Source organism: Nostoc sp. (assembly GCF_036917235.1).
Classification (GTDB): Bacteria; Cyanobacteriota; Cyanobacteriia; order Cyanobacteriales; family Nostocaceae; genus Nostoc.
Genome location: NZ_JBALDU010000074.1, coordinates 51,350 through 73,362, shown reverse-complemented (window position 1 = coordinate 73,362; position 22,013 = coordinate 51,350). Strand labels below are relative to the sequence as shown.

General features: G+C 42.6%; 16 protein-coding genes. 6 read left to right on the top strand and 10 right to left on the bottom strand.

Annotated features, from left to right (window positions below):
* Positions 1–52: 52 nt before the first annotated feature.
* The gene (locus V7K44_RS21450) at positions 53–982 is read right to left on the bottom strand and encodes a methylenetetrahydrofolate reductase (protein ID WP_334934130.1); all 930 of its coding nucleotides are present in this window, start codon (positions 980–982) and stop codon (positions 53–55) included.
* 58 nt (positions 983–1,040) lie between these two features.
* Positions 1,041–2,051, bottom strand: coding sequence for a tryptophan--tRNA ligase (gene trpS / locus V7K44_RS21445; protein ID WP_334934127.1), 1,011 nt, complete (start codon positions 2,049–2,051; stop codon positions 1,041–1,043).
* 528 nt (positions 2,052–2,579) lie between these two features.
* On the opposite strand from trpS, the gene V7K44_RS21440 reads away from it, so the two are divergent.
* Positions 2,580–2,777: a hypothetical protein gene (locus V7K44_RS21440; RefSeq protein ID WP_334934125.1), complete on the top strand. Its 198-nt coding sequence runs from the start codon at positions 2,580–2,582 to the stop codon at positions 2,775–2,777.
* A gap of 163 nt (positions 2,778–2,940) precedes the next feature.
* Here the strand turns inward: V7K44_RS21440 and V7K44_RS21435 are convergent, their stop codons facing one another.
* Positions 2,941–3,807, bottom strand: coding sequence for a calcium-binding protein (locus V7K44_RS21435; protein WP_334934123.1), 867 nt, complete (start codon positions 3,805–3,807; stop codon positions 2,941–2,943).
* A gap of 207 nt (positions 3,808–4,014) precedes the next feature.
* On the bottom strand, positions 4,015–5,274 hold the full coding sequence (locus V7K44_RS21430) for a glycosyltransferase family 4 protein (protein ID WP_334934121.1): 1,260 nt from the start codon (positions 5,272–5,274) through the stop codon (positions 4,015–4,017).
* A gap of 151 nt (positions 5,275–5,425) precedes the next feature.
* Here V7K44_RS21430 and V7K44_RS21425 point away from each other — a divergent pair, with 151 nt between their 5' ends.
* Positions 5,426–6,160, top strand: coding sequence for a DUF429 domain-containing protein (locus V7K44_RS21425; RefSeq protein ID WP_334934119.1), 735 nt, complete (start codon positions 5,426–5,428; stop codon positions 6,158–6,160).
* Between the two features lie 88 nt (positions 6,161–6,248).
* On the opposite strand, the gene V7K44_RS21420 is transcribed toward V7K44_RS21425, so the two are convergent.
* The 3 genes from V7K44_RS21420 to V7K44_RS21410 all read right to left on the bottom strand — a co-directional run bounded on the left by V7K44_RS21420 (position 6,249) and on the right by V7K44_RS21410 (position 13,355).
* Positions 6,249–8,906 (bottom strand): beta strand repeat-containing protein, encoded by a 2,658-nt coding sequence (locus V7K44_RS21420; RefSeq protein WP_334934117.1) that lies wholly within the window; start codon positions 8,904–8,906, stop codon positions 6,249–6,251.
* Positions 8,907–9,797: 891 nt separating this feature from the next.
* Positions 9,798–12,362, bottom strand: coding sequence for an alpha-glucan family phosphorylase (gene glgP / locus V7K44_RS21415; RefSeq protein ID WP_334934115.1), 2,565 nt, complete (start codon positions 12,360–12,362; stop codon positions 9,798–9,800).
* A gap of 669 nt (positions 12,363–13,031) precedes the next feature.
* A complete protein-coding gene (locus tag V7K44_RS21410; RefSeq protein ID WP_334934113.1) occupies positions 13,032–13,355 on the bottom strand; it encodes a hypothetical protein in 324 nt (107 codons plus the stop codon).
* Positions 13,356–14,113: 758 nt separating this feature from the next.
* Here V7K44_RS21410 and V7K44_RS21405 point away from each other — a divergent pair.
* The 4 genes from V7K44_RS21405 to V7K44_RS21390 all read left to right on the top strand — a co-directional run bounded on the left by V7K44_RS21405 (position 14,114) and on the right by V7K44_RS21390 (position 19,217).
* Positions 14,114–14,242: a hypothetical protein gene (locus V7K44_RS21405; protein WP_256091202.1), complete on the top strand. Its 129-nt coding sequence runs from the start codon at positions 14,114–14,116 to the stop codon at positions 14,240–14,242.
* 664 nt (positions 14,243–14,906) lie between these two features.
* Positions 14,907–15,608, top strand: a complete 702-nt coding sequence (locus V7K44_RS21400) for an acyltransferase (protein ID WP_334934111.1) — start codon at positions 14,907–14,909, stop codon at positions 15,606–15,608.
* A gap of 385 nt (positions 15,609–15,993) precedes the next feature.
* Positions 15,994–16,110, top strand: coding sequence for a photosystem II reaction center protein I (locus V7K44_RS21395; RefSeq protein WP_041566417.1), 117 nt, complete (start codon positions 15,994–15,996; stop codon positions 16,108–16,110).
* Positions 16,111–16,307: 197 nt separating this feature from the next.
* Positions 16,308–19,217: a DUF3769 domain-containing protein gene (locus V7K44_RS21390; protein ID WP_334934109.1), complete on the top strand. Its 2,910-nt coding sequence runs from the start codon at positions 16,308–16,310 to the stop codon at positions 19,215–19,217.
* Here the strand turns inward: V7K44_RS21390 and V7K44_RS21385 are convergent.
* The 3 genes from V7K44_RS21385 to murJ form a co-directional block, all read right to left on the bottom strand.
* Positions 19,214–19,507: a hypothetical protein gene (locus V7K44_RS21385; RefSeq protein ID WP_334934107.1), complete on the bottom strand. Its 294-nt coding sequence runs from the start codon at positions 19,505–19,507 to the stop codon at positions 19,214–19,216. The two genes, V7K44_RS21390 and V7K44_RS21385, sit on opposite strands and share 4 nt — an antisense overlap.
* A gap of 204 nt (positions 19,508–19,711) precedes the next feature.
* Complete coding sequence (locus V7K44_RS21380; RefSeq protein WP_334934105.1) at positions 19,712–20,224, bottom strand: outer membrane beta-barrel protein; 513 nt, start codon at positions 20,222–20,224, stop codon at positions 19,712–19,714.
* Positions 20,225–20,377: 153 nt separating this feature from the next.
* Positions 20,378–21,982 carry a murein biosynthesis integral membrane protein MurJ gene (gene murJ, locus V7K44_RS21375; RefSeq protein WP_334934103.1) on the bottom strand — a complete coding sequence of 535 codons (1,605 nt, stop codon included), beginning with the start codon at positions 21,980–21,982 and terminating at the stop codon, positions 20,378–20,380.
* Positions 21,983–22,013: the final 31 nt, after the last annotated feature.

The window sequence follows — 22,013 nt, the reverse complement described above, 5'->3', positions numbered from 1 at the left end:
AAAAAGCAGATAGGAATGACCATCTGCTTTAATAAAAGATTCATTCTCTAATTTACGTAGATAGCAACTGATTCACTGGGGCAATCCCAGCTAAATCTAAAATTGGCGCGATCGCATCTTCACGCTTCACCGCCATCATGTGAACTCCTTGACACAATTGCCGCGCTATTTGCACTTGCTCGGCAGCAATTTTTATCCCTTCCTCAAAAGGGTCTTTGGCTTTTGCCAATCTATCAATAATATGTTGGGGAATATCTACACCCGGAACACATCTATTAATAAACTGGGCATTTTTTGCTGATTTCAACAGAAATATTCCTGCCAAAATTGGTTTTTTATAACCAGCAGCAATGGTATCCATAAACTTTTCTAGCCGCTCAAAATCGGTAATCAACTGACTTTGAAAAAACTGCGCTCCAGCTTCGATTTTGCGTTCAAATCGACTTTGTAAACCCGACCAACTTTTACATTGCGGATCTACTGCTGCACCAACAAATAAATCTAACGCTCCATCAGTCAAGGGTTTCTCATTACAATCAACACCTTGATTCATCTTCCGAATCAGTTGCAGCAGTCGCACTGCTTCTAAGTCAAATACTGCTTTGGCATCTGGATGATCCCCTGCTTTTACTGGGTCGCCAGTCAAAGCTAAAATATTACGGATACCTAAAGCATGAGCGCCCATCAAATCAGCTTGTAAACCGATACGATTGCGATCGCGACAGGCAATTTGACAAATCGGCTCTATACCATTCTGTGACAAAATCACCGACGCCATTAACGAAGACATCCTTAACACGGCGCGGCTACCATCAGTTACATTGACGGCATGAACTCTCCCCTTAAGAGTCGCCGCCATTTGAATCATGTGCGCTGGATCTCCCCCCTTTGGCGGTGCTACCTCGGCGGTAACTAGAAATTCACCTGCTTGTACAGCTCTGCGAAAGTCATTTAAACCTGTGGGGCTGTGGGTGTGATGCATAACATTAAGCTGTTCAATTTCTTAAATGGTATAACAAATCACACCCAAAGGGGAAAACTTATAGAGGTAGAGAGTAGCCTAAAGCAGCTTTTACCTGTGATAAAGTTTGATTTGCGATCGCTCTAGCTTTTTCCCCTCCATCCCGTAACACAGAGTCCAAATAGCTTTTGTCTGCCGTTACCGAGTGATATTTTTCTTGAATTGGTTTCAGGGACTCAATTATCGTGTCTGTCAACAATGGCTTGAACTGTCCCCAACCCATATCTTGACACTCAACTGCCACATCTTCCTTTTTCTTCCCAGCAAGCAATGTATAGAGCGTTAACAAATTATTACACTCTGGACGCGCTGGATCGTCAAAAGTCAGCCCACGAATCGGATCGGTTTTACAACGCTTAATCTTGTATTGAATCTGTTCCGGTGAATCTAGCAAACTAATCCGGCTTAACTCCGAAGGATCGGACTTCGACATTTTGCGTGTACCGTCTGCTAAACTCATCACCCTAGCCCCTTCCTTGCGAATCAAAGGGTCTGGTAATTTCAAAACTGGTTGTTCTGGTTTACCAAACTGGTGATTTAACCGAGCTGCAATATCCCGTGTCAATTCCAAATGTTGCTTTTGATCTTCACCCACCGGCACTTTATCCGCTTGATAAAGCAAAATATCCGCTGCCATCAGCACAGGGTAATCCAATAAGCCTGCACTCACATTTTCTCCCTGCTTGACAGCCTTTTCTTTGAACTGAATCATATCTTGCAGCCAGTTTAGAGGTGTAATGCAGTTGAGCAACCAAGTGAGTTCACTGTGGGCCGAAACATGAGATTGTACAAAGATAGTAGAGTGATTTAAATCAAGACCACAAGCTAAATAGAGAGCAGCAAGAGTGTAGGTATCAGCTGCCAACTGTTTTGGGTCGTGTGGCACTGTAATCGCGTGCAAATCAGCCACAAAAAGGTAATTTTCGTATTCGCTCTGACCTTCTACCCAGTTGCGAATGGCTCCCAAGTAGTTACCTAGATGGTAATTGCCGGTTGGTTGAACTCCAGAAAGAACACGTTGCTTGCCCATAAATTCCAACTTAGTTATCTCAAATCCGCGCTATGTCAAGTGGCGATGTCTGGCGACAAGTTGCTTGCGCCTACGCAAAACTCATTTAATTTTGACATTTTCCAGGTCAACTCGCCGTTGTGGGATGAGAGATTTTAACTCAACTCTGATTGCTATAGAAACTCTTCAAGGAAAACCATAACTTAGGGACTTGCAAAAAATAAATTATCTCAAATTATTTCTAGATTTTTAGGGGCGTAAGACCTTGCATTGGTGTCAACTTAACGTAAAAACCATTCTAGAACCAGCTTTTACATATTGTCTCGTTCACCTGCTCCGACTGGGAATGCTGTCCTAGAGGCTCTGCCGCCAGCAAGGGAGGCAGAGCCGCAATTGAAGTGCATTTCCAGCCCAGAGGGTGGAAACGAGATTTGAAAAGCTTTTCAGCTTAAATTGACACGAATGAACGCCTTGCGCCCCTACTTTCGACTTATAGAGTAGGCATTGTAAAGCTTGACTGTAATCTGTTGTAAATAAAAAGTCGATACAATGGCATTGTTAGTCGATGCAATGGCATTGTTAGTTGATGCAATGGCATTGTTAGTTGATGCAATGGCATTGTTAGTTGATGCAATGGCATTGTTAGTCGATGCAATGGCATTGTTAGTTGATGCAATGGCATTGTTAGTCGATGCAATGGCATTGTCAGTCGATGCAATGGCATCGCAAAAGGTTGCGTTTACATAACACGGCAATAGAAATACTAAACTGCAAAACGCGTGTAGAGACGCGATGAATCCCGTCTTTTAATTGAATTAGTATTAGTTGATTGTTGAGCGATCGCTAATGTATTTTTATAAATAGAAATAGCGATTGCACTAATCTTTCTTACTAAACCCTAGAACTCACTTTACCTTTCAGCCAAACCCACCTGTCCGCCAATTAGCCCCAGAAATCCAGTTCCAAAATGCTGAATCTCCAAAAAGCTTGCTTGTTCCGGCGAGGTTTTGTAAATTTGGAATGTCTTCATAATTCCTAAAGTAGCAGCACTTTCTAGAGGCCCAACAAAACTAACATCTCGGTCAATAAAATAGGTTTGATTAGCCCAGTGAGCCATTTGATTTGCATTTAAAAAGTAGCAGCCTGCGTGAGGATTGAGGGCACGACGAAAGGTAATTGCTGCATTCATAATTGCACCATTAAGTTCCTGTTGCTCCTGCACATTTTGAAAAGGAGCAGTTACTCGCAAAGCCAAATCCCCATCAATATAAGCTTTGTGAACCAAAGCTTTGGGAGAGACTTCATAACGATTTGGCTGAAGCAAATTTAAATCACCCGCTTGTTGGGTAAACCAGTTTAATTTGATAAAAAACCAAGGGTCATGAATAATTAAGTCATCTTCAAGAAAGCAATAATAATCATACTGACCGAGACAACTTTGCAGAACAGCTTGACACTCAAACCCCAAAAGTAGAGGTTCTGCCTTAGTAGAATGATGCCTATATAAATAGGATGGTAAGAGAAGCTGATTCAGAAGATGATTATCTTTAGTTGTACAAATAACAATATCTAGTTCGTGAGACTGCGGCTGGTTGGCGGGAAAAGCTATTCGTTGAGCAATGTTAATGATACTTTGAGATTTACCAAATAATTGGTGTAAGGCGGTAAGGCTATTAGTTAACGCCTGCAACCGGGGTTGGGGATCTTTGCGTTGGGAAGCATGACGACCCTCACTGCTAGGTTTGAAAAAATGGGAAATAGTAAAAATAATTCGCATTTTACATATCGATTTTGTATTTTTTTGTCATTTGTACTAAGCTTAATCGTTAGTGCAGCATCTCCAAGAGTTATATTGGTCATTTATCATTTTTTTGACCAATAATCATCACTAATGATTAATATGCTTATCGCAAAAGTCTTGCTTTTCAGGCTTTTATTTGCACCTTTGCTTAAGGCAAAAAATATTTATGCAAGTGACCAATGACTAATTTTTGCCAAATCCTTTAGAACTTGGACGCTTTTTCAAACTATCAGAAGTTTTACCAGCGAACATCCATTGCAAATGCTGTGGTAATAGTTTGGCTAAATCATAACGCTTCAAAATAGTCTCTCGCGCATTCGCACGAATTGCTTTCATCTCTTGAGGATTATTCAGCGCCTCTTCAACCCGATTAGCAATATTCTGGGGAGAAAAGAAATCTACCAGCAGTCCATTCACCCCATCCTGTACGACCTCCAAGACTGGGGAAGTCTTAGAAGCTATTAGTAAACATCCTGCTGCCATTACTTCTAACATTGACCAGGATAATACAAAAGGACGGGTTAAATAAACATGAGCAGAAGAAGCTTGCAAAACTTGAAGGTACTCATTGTAAGGAAGCCTATCTGTAAAGTGCAGCCTCGATAAATCTAAAGATAATTTTTCTAGCATTAATTGTTTATAAGTTTTACCATCGGGTAGATTCTTCCCATAAGCAACCCGGTCTTCTCCGACAACTACCACGTGGCATTTAGGTCGTCGCTGTTGAAGTAGCGCTACCGTTTCCATAAACTGCGGAAAACCTCTATAAGGTTCCATTCCTCGTCCTACATAAGTTACCAACTCTTCCACATGAGAAAGATCCAGATTTATTCTTGGTAAAACTAACTTTGCGCCTGGTTTGGGGACAAAATAATTGGTATCAACACCATCATGAATGACAGTGAGTTTGCTATGATATTCTTTGGGAAACTGTTGACGCTGCCAATTAGTTGGAGAAAGACCGCGATCGCAGCTATATAAATCAGTCAAAATCGGCGCATTTTTCACGCGGATGCGACATTCATCATCAGCATTCAATGGATCGTTGGGATCGAAATCTGCATCGGAACCGTGAGCGTGATAAAACCACTCGAAATAACACAATAATTCTGCTTTGGGGAAAACATCTTTCATAAATAAAGTCGGCCCCCAACCAGAATGACCATAAACTATATCTGGAAAGAAACCCTCAGATTTTAATTTTTCTGCCACGCGATAGACAGCCTGCGCAGTGAGAACAGCATTTTCTAGGTTGCGAACGTAGTGGTGAGTTTGAGGTGCAGCTTCACGAGAAGGAGTATAAATAGCTTTAAAAACGCCAGGTATTTCCCCTTCCCGACGATTTGTCCCAAAGACGACTTGGCAATTAGGATCTTTACCTAAAACTATCGCTAGGTTGCGAAATTGTGAGGGGAAATTGGGATGTAAAAATAAGATTTTCATGGGAATAATCTTGATTAATTTATTGCCAGATAAAATAAATTAAAACAATCTTTTTAAGATTATAAGATTATTTTTCACGATTTTTAGCAAGAAAATTTAGGGAAATGGTTGCCCGTAAATGTGAAAATAAGTGCAAATTCGTGTTATTACCATGAAATTTATTGGCATTGATTTAGGCTGGCGATCGCAACCGAGCGGACTATGCTGTTTAGAATGGGTAGATGGACAACTACAACTACTCGATCTAGACCGCAAAGAAGCCATTGCAGACATCCTTACCTGGATCGATCAAAGCGTCCAACCAGACGAACCAGCCATCATCGCCGTAGATGCACCTACCCTCATACCCAACGCTACCGGGAGTCGTCTCCCCGACAAACTCAGTCACAAATACTTTGGTAAATATCACGCGGGATGCTACCCAGCTAACCAAAACTTACCCTTCGCCGATCGCACCATCAACTTTGGCTTAGAATTAGAATCACGCGGTTTTGCCCACGCACCCACCATTGAAGCGCAAAAACTCAGCAGATATCAAATAGAAGTCTTCCCCCACCCAGCAATCGTTAACCTATTCAACTTAGAACGCATCCTCAAATACAAAAAAGGACGACTCAGCGAACGCCGCCTAGAACTAATCAAACTCCAAAATTATCTTCTCAATATCCTCCCCTCTCTTTCCCCCTCTCTGCGGACTCTGCGCCTCTGCGGTTCGTTTCCTCTTGAAATCCCCACCACAGGCGCAACCCTCAAAGCAACCGAAGATAAACTAGATAGCCTAATTTGCGCTTATGTTGCTGCATACTGGTGGTATTGGGGAGAACAACGTAATTTGGTATTAGGCGATCGCACCACTGGCTACATTATCATTCCCCAAAGAATTTGAGCATAGGCGAAGCCTATGCTGCTTTAGAGTCCTTGCTGATGCTAAAAATAGCATTCCGCAAACCGTATCGCTTGGTAATGCCAGAGCGCTAATCAGGATTAAAAAACACAAAATTGTTGTTGGTTAGTGACAATCCAGCAGATACTTGTGCAAATTGTACCTGAGTAAACCCAGATGCACTACCATCTTGGTCAAAGAACAATGCACCTGTAGCGCTGTTGTAAATAAATCGCTCTTCACTAGTGGTTGCAGATGTTCCGATTGTAAACTGACTTGCTGAAAGTGAACCTATTGACAAGGGACTTCCAAACCCATAAGCCGATAGCTGAATCAATTCATTAGTAGCGTTGAAGTCATAAATAGTATCAACACCTTTGGTGTAATTATAGACAGTAAAAGTATCAGTACCGTTTCCACCTGTCAGGGTATCATTGCCACCAAAGTAGCCCCCACAGAGCGTATCGTTGCCATTACTCCCCACAATGTTGTCATTGGCATCTGTACCTAAAATATTTAATCGTTCGATATTCTTGTAGCTAACACTATTGATACCTGTCGTAATTGACCCAGTGTTAGTAGTAGCATTGAAAGTCGAAGTCATTGCTTTGAAAGTACTGGTATAATTTACTGACAACAAATCGTCACCCTTACCCCCATCGATCGTATCTTTGCCACTATACTGCCCAGAGAGGGTATCGTTCCCACTGTTCCCCACAATGTTGTCATCGTAAGCTGTACCTGTGATATCTAATCGTTCAATATTGTTGTAGCTAACCCGATTTGTGCCTGTTGTAATTGACCCAGTGTTAGTATTAGTATTGAAATTTGTTGTGATTCCTTGGTTAGCATAGGTATAATCGGCGAACAACACATCGTCACCCTTACCCCCATCGATCGTATCTTTGCCACCATACTGCCCAGAGAGGGTATCGTTCCCACTGTTCCCCACAATGTTGTCATCGTAAGCTGTACCTGTGATATCTAATCGTTCGATATTGTTGTAGCTAACCCGATTTGTGCCTGTTGTAATTGACCCACTGTTAGTAGTAGCATTGAAATTCGTTGTGATTCCTTCGTTAGCATAGGTATAATCGGCGAACAACACATCGTCACCCTTACCCCCATCGATCGTATCATTGCCAGCATTGCCCCCAGAGAGGGTATCGTTGCCATTGCTCCCCACAATGTTGTCATCGTAGGCTGTACCTCTAATATCTAATCGTTCGATATTGTTGTAGCTAACCAGATTCGTGTCTGCTGTAATTGATCCAATGTTAGTAGTAGCATTGAAATTCGTTGTGATTCCTCTAGTAGCCCCGTAATAATAGAAAGACAACAAATCATCACCTTTACCCCCATCGAGCGTATCTTTGCCAGTAATGCCCAGATTGTACGAATCATTGCCACTAGTGCCCCCAGAGAAGGTATCGTTGCCATCGCCCCCAAAGAGCAAATTATTGCCTTTTGAGTTGTTAACATTCAAGTAATCATTACCGATATCACCGTTGAGAATGTTATTACCTGTTGTATAACTAACATCCAAGGTATCGTTACCAGCATCACCATTGAGAGTGTTATTACCTGTTGTATAATTAGCATCCAATGTATCGTCACCAGCGCCACCATTGAGGGTGTTATTGCCAGTGCCATAAATTCTCCCAAAAGCTCCATAAAAATAGTCGTGGAAGCCAGAAACGGAGAGATAATCCTTACCAGCGCCACCTGAAAGCAGATTATTACCTGTTGAATAAATAGCATCCAAGTAATCATCACCAATACCACCGTTGAGGGTATTATTGCCTGTTGAATAACCAGCATTCAAGGTGTCGTCACCAGCGCCACCATTGAGGGTGTTATTGCCAGAGATAGAATTGCCAAATAAAATTTCGCCTCCTCGGATCGGGCTGTAGTCACCAGAAGCAAAGAGAGAATCATTTCCATCGCCACCAATGAGCAGATCGTTGCCTTTTGAATTGTTAAGATTCAAATTATCATCGGCAGTACCATAAGCGATGGAGTTATTGCCTGTGTTACCAATGAGCGTGTCATTCCCAGCACCACCAATAAGCGTGTCATTCCCCGCACCACCTCTGAGTAAGTCATTGCCACTTTTGCCATCGATTTTGTCATCACCCCCCTGACCATTTATGACATCATCTGAGTTATCAAAGCCGTTAACATTATTATTCAGGTCGTTAAGGAAGGTGACTGTATTCTTATTGAAGATAGTACTTTGGGTAGAGTTGGCATTGAAAACATCAAAGCTATCTGTGATGGTAGTTTGCCCATAAAACAAGATATTACCCAAGTTTACACTCGCTCCAGTGGATTTGCTGAGGTTATCCAGATTTTCCAAGGCAAAGTTTTGCAGAATGACTTTGGGAGTAGCGTCGTCTTGATAGTAGCTTGCATTTGCAAAGGTGATTTCCAGATTGTTGCCATTCTGGGTCAGGATCATATTTTGGGCAGTTAAGCGACTATCGCCCTGAAAATTTAGAGTGTCCACTTCAGCAATGACTGCTGCTGCTGGGTGTGTTCCTTTACCTATGCCACCAAAATCGGTGATGATATTTATATTATTGGTGTTGTAGCCATAAACAAATTCATCATTGCCACCGCCACCAGTTAAGGTGTCGTTACCCCCGTTACCTGTGATGATATCGTTCCCTGCTTTACCGTTAATTGTGTCCTCGTCATAAGTACCTAGTAGGTTATCATTCCCGTTGGTTCCAATGATATTTGCCATAACTTTTATCTACCTAAATCTAGCTTTTCAGTAACTTCCGTTATCAACATGGACTTTATTGCTATTTTTGGGCACAAAAATTAACCGGGATTTTAAGTTTCTGCCATACTTATACATCATCTTTAATTAACACTAGTGTTCATCAAAGATTCATCCAAAGAATGGCTTTTACGTGACACTATCTAAATCTATCTGAAAACTATCTAAGCCTTAAGCGCTGTAAAACTAATGAGCGTCTGTATTTAGGATTATCAGTTATTTCAGACTAAATTAATTATCCTTGTTCAGTAATAATCATTAAACAAGGATGATTAAAGAATCTGACGATTGAATGCCTGGAATTTATACTTGGTATTTGGTTTCTTGCCAGCGTCTAAGTCTTACTAAAAGAGAAAATATTCAACTTTTGATCCGGAAAGAGATTTTCATACCCCCCTTGTGGACAATTCTGTTTAGATGTCTAGGTTGAAAATAGAGAACATCTAAATAATCAAACATTTAGCATATAATACTGTATTTACTTAGATATTTTTACTTCTGCACGCATCTTTGCATATTCTTCACATTATTTGTTGATAAATTTACGTAAAAATATTTTTTGTGTACTATTTTTTGATCGTCAATCAAAGCTATTACAGATTGGTATAACGGTTGTAAACCAAGAAATTCACGTTTGCAGACATTAGTACTTGTCACTCCAAAGCGCGGATCGATCAAAGCTTAAGAAGCTGACTTTTGTGATTATTCCAGTCAAATTGCATTTTCCTTATAATTACGAGGAATTATAGCAATAATTATTTTTTGGGTGTGACTGCATCGCATAATAAAAGGCGTTGCTAAACTTAAATTAGCAACGCCTAATCTTGAAGATTTAATAACTACTCAGCACTATTATTCTGCCCAAGCAATCAACCTTGGTTCATAAGCATTAGCCAAGTGGGGATTTTTCGGTAATACACGCAAAGACAAGCCTTGTAAACCAGAAGCAGTATAGGTAATATTACCCGTGTAAATACTCAATTGCTGTGAATCTTCACCTTGGTAATCCATCACCACTGTTACAGCGTTGACAATCTCACCATTGGCATCGATCGCACCTTGATATAGCTCCACCTGCACATCTTCTTTGCTCAAAGTTGCTAAGTCAACCTTGGCTTTGACAGCAACGGTTTGGTTAACTTCAATGTCTGAAGCTGCTGATACGTCAACATCTTTGATTCTGATGTTGAACCAGTGTTCGCTCAGTTTTTCTTTCCAAGCGGCTAGTTCTTTAGCTGGGGCATAGTTATCAACAGTCAGGGTATGATAGCGATCGCTAGCCGGGAAGTAAGCCCTCCCAGCATATTCTCCTACCATCCGCGCTGTATTAAAGAAGGGACAATTCAACCGAATTGCATCCTTCATTTTGGCAACCCACGGACGGGGCAAGCCATCAGTATCCCGATGGTCATAAAATAACGGTACAACTTCCTTCTCTAACAACTCGTAGAGAGCATTTGCTTCTACTTCATCTTGGTAGTTAGGATCGTCGTAATTCTCTCCATGTCCAATCGCCCAGCCTGTGCGGACGTAATCAGCTTCATCCCACCAGCCATCTAGCACACTTAAATTTGGCAAGCCATTCATTGCGGCTTTCATGCCACTAGTACCAGAGGCTTCCCGTGGACGACGCGGTGTATTTAACCAGATATCGCAACCCGCAACCATCAACCGCGAGATGTGAATGTCGTAATTGGGAACAAACACTACCTGTTTTTCTAAATGCTGTTCGCGGATAAAGTGATTGATATCGCGGATCAGTTCTTTACCGGGAATATCCTTGGGATGTGCCTTACCAGCAATGACAAATTGCACTTTCCGGTCTTTGTTAGCCAACAGAAGCCGCTTAATGCGATCCAGATCGCGCATCCAAAGGGTAGCCCGTTTGTAGGTGGCAAAGCGACGGGCAAAGCCAATGGTGAAAGCGTAAGGATCTAAAACTTCTTGGGCTTGGACAATTTCGGAAGCCGAAGCGCCGCGATCGGTTAAATGCTTCACCAAATGCTCCCGCACATACAAAATCATATCCAAGCGGCAGCGTTCGTGATTGCGCCACAATTCCTCATCGGGTATGGCGTCCATCCGCTCCCACAATGGGCTATCTGGTGGTGCTGATGACCAATTGGGGCCAAGATAGCGATCGTATAACTCTTGAGTCGATTTCGCTACACAACTCCGAGCATGGACACCGTTGGTAATTGCTGCGATCGGCACTTCTTCTACTGGCACTTTCTGCCACAAGCCCTGGAACATTTGCCGCGACACTACACCGTGCAGTTGGGCGACACCGTTAGAAAACGTTGCCATTTTCAGCGCCAGCACCGCCATACTGAAAGGCCCAGATAAATCCCCTGTATTCTCGCGCCCCAGTCCTAAAAATTGCTCTTTGGGCAACCCAAATATCTCTGCATAGTACCCCAGGTAGTGCAGCATTTTGTCGGGAGCGAACAAGTCAATCCCTGCTGGTACTGGCGTATGGGTGGTAAAGATATTGCTGGAAGCGACCACCTGTCTAGCTTGGACATAATTCAGTCCCTCTTCCTGAATCAGCAAGCGGATGCGTTCTAGGGCAGAGAAGGCAGCGTGGCCTTCATTCATGTGGTAAGCGGTAACTTTCAGCCCCAAAGCTTTGAGCATTTGCACACCACCGATCCCCAGCATGATTTCCTGGTGGATACGCATATCGATGTCGCCACCGTACAGCTGGTCTGTAATGTCGTGGTCGTAAGTGTTGTTTGGTTCAATATTGGTGTCCATCAAATACAGAGGAACCGTTCCCACCTGTACGCGCCAAACTCTGGCATACACCTTGCGTCCAGGATAATCTACCGCAATCCGCAGTTCTGAACCATCGGCATTGCGCTCTAGATGCAAGGGCATATTGTAAAAATCATTCATCAGGTAGCGTTCTTGCTGCCAGCCATCAGCATTGAGATACTGGGCAAAATAGCCTTGCTGATAGAGCAAACCTACACCGACAAGCGGTAAACCCAAGTCACTAGCAGATTTGAGGTGATCCCCCGCCAGAACGCCCAAGCCTCCAGAATAGACGGGCAAACAATCTACAAGTCCAAATTCCGCCGAAAAATAGGCGTAGCATTCTTTTGGTTTCTGCTCCCGTTGTTTCTGATACCAGGTGCGCTCTTGCAAATAATCGTCTAACTGACGGTCAGCTCGATCCATTTGCGCTAAAAAGCCTTCATCTTCGACAACTTCCAGAAGCCGCGATTGAGAGATTGTACCCAACATTAACACTGGGTTATGATGGCTAAACTCCCACAGGTCAGAGTCTAAGCGACGAAATAAGTCTTTAGTATCAACGTTCCAATCCCAGTGCAAGTTATATGCCAGCCGCCGTAGTGGTTCGAGTCGCGGCGGTAGTGAAGGGGATACGTTAAATGTACGAATTGGCTGCATAAGTTGGCAAAACTCCAAGTTTAGCTATGGTTATTGTTTACTCTCTTTACCAATGTTGCCAATTCTTTATACAGTAGTTTGTGAAAAAGCGATGACTTTGTTAAGCATTGAGAATTATTTTTAACCTCGTTGCTAAAGTTTACACCAAGGTGTTTCTAATTCTATGCCTGACTCTAAGCCATGTACTTGGTATATTAAAATTTAATCATTGACTGGTATGTATCACTTAAAAAAATTTAATTTTAAAGAAATAATTTATATTTATTTTAGTATTGCTTCCGGGGATCAATTCGAGATTCTTGACTGAGGGTGAAAATTCCCCATAGCTGTGTCCAGTAAAGTAAAATTTTTTAATTATTTTTTAATAAAATTGCGCTGTCAAAGTAGAAGACAGTCCCGATAAAACGAGTTTCAAAAGCCAAGCCTGAAAATCTTCTAAAGACTGGGATTTTTACTCAGCACGGGCTAAACCTTAGCTATCCGCTAACACCACTCAACACTCTCAAGCCAGGAGGCAGAAAGGAAACCCCATAAATAATTAATCGGATGAAAACCCTACCAAGCAATTAACCAGGAAAAGCGATGCCTGCGCTTTTTGCTAGCCTACGCTAACTACTTGGTATGAAATATTTGCACTAAACCAGCGAAATAACTTATAAAGGTGTTATTTTATGCACCTAGTGAAGGCTGATCTTTACTATTTTTTGTCATTGTCAGAGCTACAGCTGCTGCATAAGCAAGTTCCGCTGCCATTTGATAAGCTAGTTTGATACTTGATGAAGTGTCCTTGGCTTTAGGAGATGCAGAAGCTTTTTTTCGGCGCGACTCTTGTTTAACATCACCTGCTGCAATAGCTCGCTGTAAAATGATCCAGGCATCTAGGTCTTCTGAGTCATAATTACTTTGAAGCTGCGATCGCAGTTGATCTTCGGCTACAACACTCAGATAGCCAATAGTCAGAGCTTCTTGTACGATTTCTTTAATTAAAGCCATAATTTGAACCAAGTATGTGAGTTAAAACCGATACCTCAATTTGGGAAATTAGATGTTTTTTTGTAGATTTATCCTCGAAACTAAGCTACTTTTAGCTTTCTTTATAATAAAATTTATAATGAGTAGTACCAAGCACGCATCACCCGCTTGGCTCACCCGAATGGGTGATTTATAAACTTTTAGATACTTTTAGATACAAGTAATAGAAAAGAGAAAAATTTTCAGCTACTTTGGCTTTTTAACGAAGAGGGTGTCACAAGTATAGTAGATATCATTCTGAGTTTAACCCCCAATTATAAAATAGTAATCGATAGAAATATAGACCAAAATGCCAATAAGCATTTTTAAATCTCCCTCCTTAATGGATGCTATCTAAGTGTATAAAAATATTTTAGAGTAGCGTCGTACCACTTGCCTGCACTTCTCTACGAGACACTGTGCCTAGCTTGCTTACACGTTCGCGCAGCGTGCCGGCAAGTGGGTTCGACTCCGGCTCCATCGAGCGACTTGTACTGAGCGTAGTCGAAGTAAGCCGAGATGCTCACCAGCCGCTCAGTGAGCATCGTAAGGCATCGCTCTAGTAAAAAAGTTAACTTATTTCCAGTATTATCATCAACAATAAATCTGGAAATCAACTTATTTAATGAGAGTGTTCCACTAAAAATAAAATGTGTTATCGTTGAAAACAATTGTTATTAAAAACCATTCATGTCATTACAAACGTGAATTGGCTAGTCTGTAAATCATCCGTGTGCAACATGATTGGAGCAGCATACTCTAGAAATTCGTTGCAAGAAAGCCGTCATAGCAGTCGGGGAAGCGCTTACTTGTTTGCACCGATGGTTAACTTCAATGTGATGGCTGATGTGGGAGATAATCCACCATAATTGGATTTTATTTGGGCACAAATACCCATACAAATCCAACAATAATTACATTGTCATGCTAGGCATAAATTTTATCTAAACTTTGAATATAGTCTAGTTAAATGTATTTTTTTGTTGCAAAATAGCTTGTGAAACTGAGTTGTTTCAAAAGACTAAAACCGCTTGAGAGGAAATAGCCTCAAGACAAACAACACTATCCTAGTTACTTTAGGAGTGCTGTTAGCGGTAGCAAGCTTTTCAAATTTGCCAGAGAACCAAAACAGTAGTCTATCTAAACCAGCAAATTTTCCATCAGACAATTTAAAAGCCTGAGTTTTGACCCGGCAATGCACTGAAATTGTTTTGTTAATTGATTTTGTGAAAAATAAGCCAAAGTTTTACGTGCATATAGTACAAAATCTGCTAGAGACTTAACGTAATTGTGCATATTACTTGAGTAATTCTACACACTTAACCTCAAGAATTGCTTGCATAGGCAAAGCCAGACTGTGGTTTTTCAAATGTTGGAAACCCATCTAAAAATCTTGGGGAATTTTGGTGATACTGCTACCTTAGCTCATGTAATTAATACACACGGAGCCTATTGGTATTGGCAAAAGATTAGGATACAGCCAAAACAACTTGAAACACTGTCAACAACAATTGATTAAAGAGATATGTAGCCATGCAGAACGAGCAATATTTTTCCAAATTGCAGCGCGTGCAAGAACTTTTAGTAACTACAGTGTTAGCAGATATTCCAACACTTCTTCTTGGATCAAAGTTGCGTAATTTAGGATATCGTAGTATTTTTGCCCAGATAGGCAGCCCCGTGTATATTCAAAATGGTGTTGAATTTAACGGTACTTCTTGTATTGAGATCGGCGCAGGAGTCTATATTTTCAAGGGTGTGCGAATAGATGCAAGAGGACACAAAAATAATAGAATTCATGTAGGCAATAGAGTCGCAATTGAGCGTAACGTTGATATCGGGTCTTTGGAAGATACGTGTATACATATTGATGAAGACACCTTCATTGCTCCCAATGTGTCTATTGAGGGGCCAGGAGACATTAAAATTGGTAAACACTGCTTAATTGCCGCCCACTCAGGGATATATGCCAATAATCATAATTTTGCCGATCCGATGGAGCTGATTAAATACCAAGGTGTTACTCGCAAGGGAATTGTGATTGAGGATGATTGTTGGCTAGGACATGGAGTAACAGTATTAGATGGCGTTACTATCGGCAAAGGCAGTGTTATTGGTGCGGGAGCAGTTGTTAATAGAGATATTCCTCCTTTTTCCGTTGCTGTTGGCATACCTGCACGAGTAATCAAAAACCGAATTGGCAAAGATATAGCAAAGCTTCAAGTTGAGAAATAGGGCATGGGGTATAAGAGGCAGAGGGACAGGGGGGCAGGGGGGCAGAGGGGCAGAAAAGAAATAATAACTCCTAACTCAGCACTCCTGAAAGGCATGGGGGATAGTAACTATCCCCTGTCACCTGTTGCCTTTTTTGGGAAACCTTTGCCATCAGCCAACGTCACAATGTTAAACGTCTCTGAGTTACTTTCTTAAGGGCATCTACAAGTCAGACAACTTACATCTTGTACGTTATCAATTACCGTAGGGAAGACATTGCTAGTCCTGAGTCCCCAGAGTCCTCTAAAAAAGGGACGAGATTTGGGTAATATAAAGTAGCTATCTTTTCTGCATTGCAGATACTGAAAGAAAAGCTTTCTTTGTTTTACCCGTTGGAGATATTTCTATGCTGACTTTAAAAATCGCTGTTTATATTGTTGTTGCCTTCTTCGTAACTATCTTCATCTTCGGATTTTTGTCGAACGATCCAGCTCGTAACCCCGGCCGTCGGGACTTAGAGTAAGAGGGCGATAAATCATCCGCGACTTTGGAAGGCGGAAAATACTAAACGCCACGGAAACTTACTAAGCGAAAATTTAGTAAGTTTCTTCCTCCAAGTAGCTTGCTGTAGGTAGCAGAAGGCGACAGTCGGAAGGCAAAATGTATGTTTAATCCTTCCCTTTGTCATTTGGCTGTTTGTTAGCCCGATTTTGCTCACTTATGCTTCATCCAGTTCTGCCACCTAATCCGCCTCCTATCGTTGAATCTTTACAACCTGTAAATCCCGCCTCATCTGCTAGTCATACAAAGTTTCTTTCAGGTGTAGATACTGGAATACACGAAAAGACAGACAAATCCAAGCAGCCCAAGAATTTGGCTCAGTTGGCAATTTCGGGTAACACTAAAAGCGATCTTTTATTGTCAACTCCGATCGACTCAACTCAAGATGACTTGGTAGTTGCGAAGACTTCTTCTGTACCTCATTCACCAGAAACCTTTCCACCAGAAAGTTCCCCACTCCCCGGTTCTGCAACTGCTGGGCTTTTGGGACAGCCGCTGGTTGTTGGTTATCCCACGCAGGAGGTTACAACCTCTAATGGCCAAGTTAAAGAATACACAAAGACAAGTCCGAGCGTCGAACCCCGTCACTCGGAATTTGTCCTGATGTCGGCACTGCGTAAACGGGAGATGCAAAGAGAAGCCGCTGCCTTGCAAAAAAAAGTTGGAGCGGAGGCTTTAGACGAAGAGGTAAAAGATGAGCCTGCTCAAAAACTCAGTCAGCGATGTCTGACGACAAGCTGCTTTGCGTCTACGCTAAATCCAAACTCTAATGGTGGAGCAAAACCAACCTTTTTGGACTCTTCTAGCTTTACCTATAGAGTTTCTCCAAGTCCCATTGTCGCCCAATCTCAACACCCTCTTCAAATTACCCCAACTGTCACAAACAGCAACAAGTTAGGCAAATCCAAAGCAGAAATTTTAGCTGAGAAGTTAACTCAACAAAAACAGCAACGCGATATTACTGCACAACAGTCTCTAAAAGAAGACAATATCTCTTTATCTGCTGCCGATCTAGCACCGAGTTCTCAATCAGTACAAAATTTTATAACATTCAAGTCTCGTAAGCCCACAAACCAACTCTCTGTACCGATCACTGTAGAATTTAAGTCCCAATTCCAGCAACAAAGCCAAGTACCAACGCCTACACCACAAGTAAATACCACTCAGCCACAAACTCAACCATCTGGTACAACTGCGCCAGCTACCCCACCGCCAGCCGGGCCAAGAACTGTAGAAGTCACTTCAGATCGGCAAGAGTATGACGAGAAACAGCGAATTATTACAGCTGTAGGTAATGTAATTGTGCGATTTGATGGGGCGGTGGTGGATGCCGATCGCTTACAAGTCAATTTGGACAACATGATCGCAGCGGGATTCGGCAACGTAACCTTAACACGGGGCGATCAGATACTGCGTGGACAACGCTTTACCTATAACTTCGTTCAAGATCGTGGGGAACTGGAAAATGGTAGAGGAGAAATTTACGTACCTTCAGCACAAACAGATTTTGCTTTTTCACCCACGGCTGTAAGTGCTGGTGGAGTTTCAAAACGTCCGCCCAGCGATCGCATTAGAGCCAATCAACCCCTTTCCGGTGTCAGCAGCCCTGGAGGAATTGATGTGACATTTGGTGGTCAAGCAGGCGCTACCAACATACCAGCACCGAAATCAGGGGGTGTAGTCAATCGGCTCAGATTTGAAGCTGAACAAATTGACTTTTATCCGCAAGGCTGGCAAGCAAGGAATGTCCGCATCACCAACGATCCTTTTTCGCCCCCAGAACTAGAGTTACGTGCAAATACAGTAACTCTGACGCGAGAATCACCCTTGGTAGACCGCATCAGGACACAGAATCAGCGTTTGGTATTGGATCAAAGCGTCTCCTTACCAATTCCGATTAATGAGCGGACTATTGACCGCCGGGAGCGGGACGTTACACCTGCAATAGTCTCCCCCGGCTACGATGGAAAAGATCGGGGTGGTTTGTATGTTGAGCGTGGCTTTCCAGTAATCGATACAGAGCAGACACGCTGGACAATTACGCCCCAGTTATTGTTACAGAGAGCTGTGCAAGAAGGCACGGGTGACTTAGGCGCACTGTTTGGTGTGAAGACCAAGATAAATTCTGTTTTGAGTCCACGGACGATAATTCAGGGAACTGGGGAGTTAACTAGTTTTAACTTGAACGATTTGGAAGACAATTTGCGGGTGAATTTAGGAGTGCGCCAGACATTAGGCACTTCCCTTCCCCACACATTGAATGTGCAATATAACTACCGCAATCGACTCTATAACGGTACTCTGGGTTTTCAAACTGTCCAGAGCAGTTTTGGCGGCATTATTAGCTCTCCTGTAATTCCTTTAGGAAAAAGTGGCATCAACCTCAACTATCAGGCAAGTGCCCAGTATATTGATGCCAACACCGATCGCCAAGACTTGCTAGAACCAGTGCGGGAAAACGATCGCATTTCACTTGGTCGTTTACAAGGCAGTGCTACCCTCAGTAGAGGGCTGTTGCTGTGGCAGGGAAAACCATTACCACCTACTGCCACTGAAGGATTACGATACACGGCTACCCCTGTAGTTCCTTATTTGCAAGCGATCGCTAGCCTTACAGGCACTACCAGTTATTACAGCAATGGTGATAACCAAAGCACCCTAATTGGTACAATTGGCTTACAAGGGCAAATTGGTCATTTTTCCCGACCTTTTTTCGACTATACAGCCTTTAATATTAGTTACTCTCAAGGCTTAAATAACGGACTATCACCCTTTTTGTTCGATCGCTCCGTTGATAACACAGTTTTGACCGCTGGAATATCACAGCAAATCTACGGACCTTTTCGCTTAGGCTTTCAAACATCTGTTAACTTAGATACTGGTAAAGAAACTAGCACTGACTACATTTTGGAATATAGCCGTCGCACCTATGGCATTACCTTACGTTACAATCCGGTGCTGGAGTTAGGCGGTTTCAGCATCCGAATTAGTGATTTTAACTGGGGTGGCGGCACCGATCCATTTTCGGAAATTAAGCCAGTAGTGAACGGCGTGCAACAGGATAATTAGTCTAAGGACTGGGGACGACTCGACAGCCGAGCGATCGCACAATTAGTAAATGCCGCGTCAGGTATTCTCAAGTTGGCATAGTCGCCGCTTAGTTGAACGCCTGATGGTGGTTGGTGTAGGGTTACACAGCATCTATGAACTGCGGCTTGATACTCTCGCCATTGCCTACGGATTACAATACTTGCAGCATCGTCACCTAAGTCTGAAAATCTTAGCCCTGCTCGCATCAGCCAAGATTCTACGTCAGTTGTTTCACCAACTATTTCTGGAATGGGATTAATCTTTTTCATGAGTAATATCTTATACGTATATGTATTTGCTTCACTTTAAGATAAAGTAGCAATATCAGCCAATATCATTTTTTATTAAAATAATCACTAAAAATGATTCATGCGCAAGTATTAATACTTGCGCATGAAAGAATGAATTACTATTACGGCTGGTAAACATCATTGTTTTGGCTTCCGAATAAGCCCTTTTCTAGGTGGTAATCACTAGAAACGATAGCCTAATCCAGCTTGGAAGCTAACGGCATCAGCATCACTATTTTTGTAGGCGTCAATACCCCATTTAGTATCGCCGTAGGCAATGACATTTTTGCTAACTTCTGATTCAATTCCAAGGGTGACTACAGGTGAATTCCGATTGCCCAATGGAGTTTTTTGACCTTCGTCAGTTACAAAGGAATAACCACCACCGAAGTAAACGTTAGTATTTTTGGCGATGGGCGCATCATAAGTCACTATGGGCATAATTGCAGCAGCATCGCCACCATACAACACAGAACCCCGCAATGAAACAGGGGCATTGGGTACGGCGTATCGTCCTTGAATATTACCGCCAATTTGTGCTTCATCGTTTCGTTGTCCGCCACTGGTTGCACCAACAGCAACACCAGCACCGATGTAATTACCATTAGTACCGGCTCTTTGAGCAGATGCAATGCCGGCTGAGAAGACAATGGAAGCAACAGCAAATGCAGAGGCAGCTAATTTTGTAAGTTTCATAGAATTCTTCTCACTAGAGTTAGGTAAAATCAATGTTCTCTAGTACTAGAATCTCTTTTTTTACAAAATGTAACCTCGCACACCTGGTTCACCCAAATGGCTGAATTCTTTCTCACCCACTTGGGTGTGCTAACTGAAGAATTCAAATGACAGTTATTTCTTCAAAAAACGCTGACGTAGACGAGATATAAAAATATTCACCTCTGGTATTTTCAGCGATGAAGCGATCGCAGCAAACACCGCAATCCCTACAAAGCCAGATATACACAACTGCAACACCAGAATCAGTAAACCCGTTTTACCTAGCAAGTGCTGAGAACCAATCAATGTCCCATAGCTTGCTACCCCAGCAACTACGCTACCAGCAGCCAAACCCAGAATCGGCAAACCCCACTCGCGCCAAGGTAAACCATTGAGTTTGCGATCGAGCAACCATAACAGCATTAACATTGAGCTACAATTTACACCCACCGTTGCTAATACCAAACCGGGAGCGCCAAAAGGTTTAACGAAAAACCAATCTAATAAGATGTTGAGCAAAATGTTAAAAATACTGATGCGAAAAGGTGTCTGTCCATCGCCTAAAGCATAGAATACCCGCACCAAAACATCACGCCCTAAATAGACAAACATCCCAATTCCATAAGCCACTAGCAAAGATGAAACTAGCTCTGTGGCTTCTGGCTTGAATGCCCCACGCTCATATACCACCTGCACAATGGGTACTGATAGCGACACCATCAGTGCCCCTAGCGGTAACATGGTAAAAGCAGTGAGTAGCAGTCCTTGGCGAATCCGTAATTTTAAGTCCTGCCAATTTTCGGGGCCAGCAAGTTTGGCAAATATCGGTAATAGAGGCAGCAAAATAATATTAGAAATAATCCCCAAGGGAGTTTGTACTAATAGATTCGCATAGTTAAATCCTGCCGCCGCACCAGGGATAGGACTAGCAAAATAAAGATCCGTGGCAACATTAATTGGCATCATTCCAGAGGAAACTGTTGCTGGAGTCATGATTTTAATTACTTCTTGAACGCCTGGAGATTTAAAATCAAACCGCAGGCGTAATGTGCCCAATCCTAACCGCCATTGAACAATTAGCTGCACTACCCACTGGAGAATCGCTCCTGCCAAGGTTCCCCAAGCTAACACCATTCCCCCGATTAAAGCGTACTCCGGTTTAATAATGTCCTTGCCCAGTTGCATAGCTAAGATCGCAAGACCGCCAACAACGGTAATACTGGATAATAAAGGGCTAATGGAGAGTAACCAATATTGATTGGCTGTATTGAGAGTACCAAAGCCAATGCCAATTAAACCGGCAAATAAAGCCATTGGTGCCATAATGCGGAGTTGTTGAATAGCGATCGCTCTAGTTGTCGCTTCCAAACCATGACCGACTAAATCAACGATCGCATCCGCAAAGAAAACCTGAGCCACTGTCACCAGCAACAGCACTCCAGCTACCAGCGTTGTCACGGTTTCCACTAGGGGAGCCGCTTCTTCTCGGCGACGCTTGGCTAAAACGCTGACAAGCGCACTGTGTAATGGCCCATTTACACCACCGAGTAAGATCAATAAAAAGCCAGGGATAATATAGGCATAACTATACGCAGTGGCAGCAGCACCAACACCAAATGCGGCAGCGATCGCTTGCTGCCGCACTAAACCGAAGACTTTACTAATTAATGTGGCTGCGGCAACAATGCCAGCAATTCCAGCGAAAGAACGAGAGGGTTTTTGATCTTGTTGTGTCACGAATAATACCCGACAACTCTTGCAGAGTGCA

Coding starts and splice junctions, on each gene's coding strand:
- V7K44_RS21380 (WP_334934105.1), bottom strand. CDS start 20,224: ATGAAACTTACAAAATTAGCTGCCTCTGCATTTGCTGTTGCTTCCATT.
- V7K44_RS21425 (WP_334934119.1), top strand. CDS start 5,426: ATGAAATTTATTGGCATTGATTTAGGCTGGCGATCGCAACCGAGCGGA.
- glgP (WP_334934115.1), bottom strand. CDS start 12,362: ATGCAGCCAATTCGTACATTTAACGTATCCCCTTCACTACCGCCGCGA.
- V7K44_RS21435 (WP_334934123.1), bottom strand. CDS start 3,807: ATGCGAATTATTTTTACTATTTCCCATTTTTTCAAACCTAGCAGTGAG.
- V7K44_RS21430 (WP_334934121.1), bottom strand. CDS start 5,274: ATGAAAATCTTATTTTTACATCCCAATTTCCCCTCACAATTTCGCAAC.
- V7K44_RS21400 (WP_334934111.1), top strand. CDS start 14,907: ATGCAGAACGAGCAATATTTTTCCAAATTGCAGCGCGTGCAAGAACTT.
- V7K44_RS21385 (WP_334934107.1), bottom strand. CDS start 19,507: ATGAAAAAGATTAATCCCATTCCAGAAATAGTTGGTGAAACAACTGAC.
- V7K44_RS21410 (WP_334934113.1), bottom strand. CDS start 13,355: ATGGCTTTAATTAAAGAAATCGTACAAGAAGCTCTGACTATTGGCTAT.
- trpS (WP_334934127.1), bottom strand. CDS start 2,051: ATGGGCAAGCAACGTGTTCTTTCTGGAGTTCAACCAACCGGCAATTAC.
- V7K44_RS21450 (WP_334934130.1), bottom strand. CDS start 982: ATGCATCACACCCACAGCCCCACAGGTTTAAATGACTTTCGCAGAGCT.
- V7K44_RS21395 (WP_041566417.1), top strand. CDS start 15,994: ATGCTGACTTTAAAAATCGCTGTTTATATTGTTGTTGCCTTCTTCGTA.
- V7K44_RS21440 (WP_334934125.1), top strand. CDS start 2,580: ATGGCATTGTTAGTCGATGCAATGGCATTGTTAGTTGATGCAATGGCA.
- V7K44_RS21405 (WP_256091202.1), top strand. CDS start 14,114: ATGATTGGAGCAGCATACTCTAGAAATTCGTTGCAAGAAAGCCGTCAT.
- V7K44_RS21420 (WP_334934117.1), bottom strand. CDS start 8,906: ATGGCAAATATCATTGGAACCAACGGGAATGATAACCTACTAGGTACT.
- V7K44_RS21390 (WP_334934109.1), top strand. CDS start 16,308: ATGCTTCATCCAGTTCTGCCACCTAATCCGCCTCCTATCGTTGAATCT.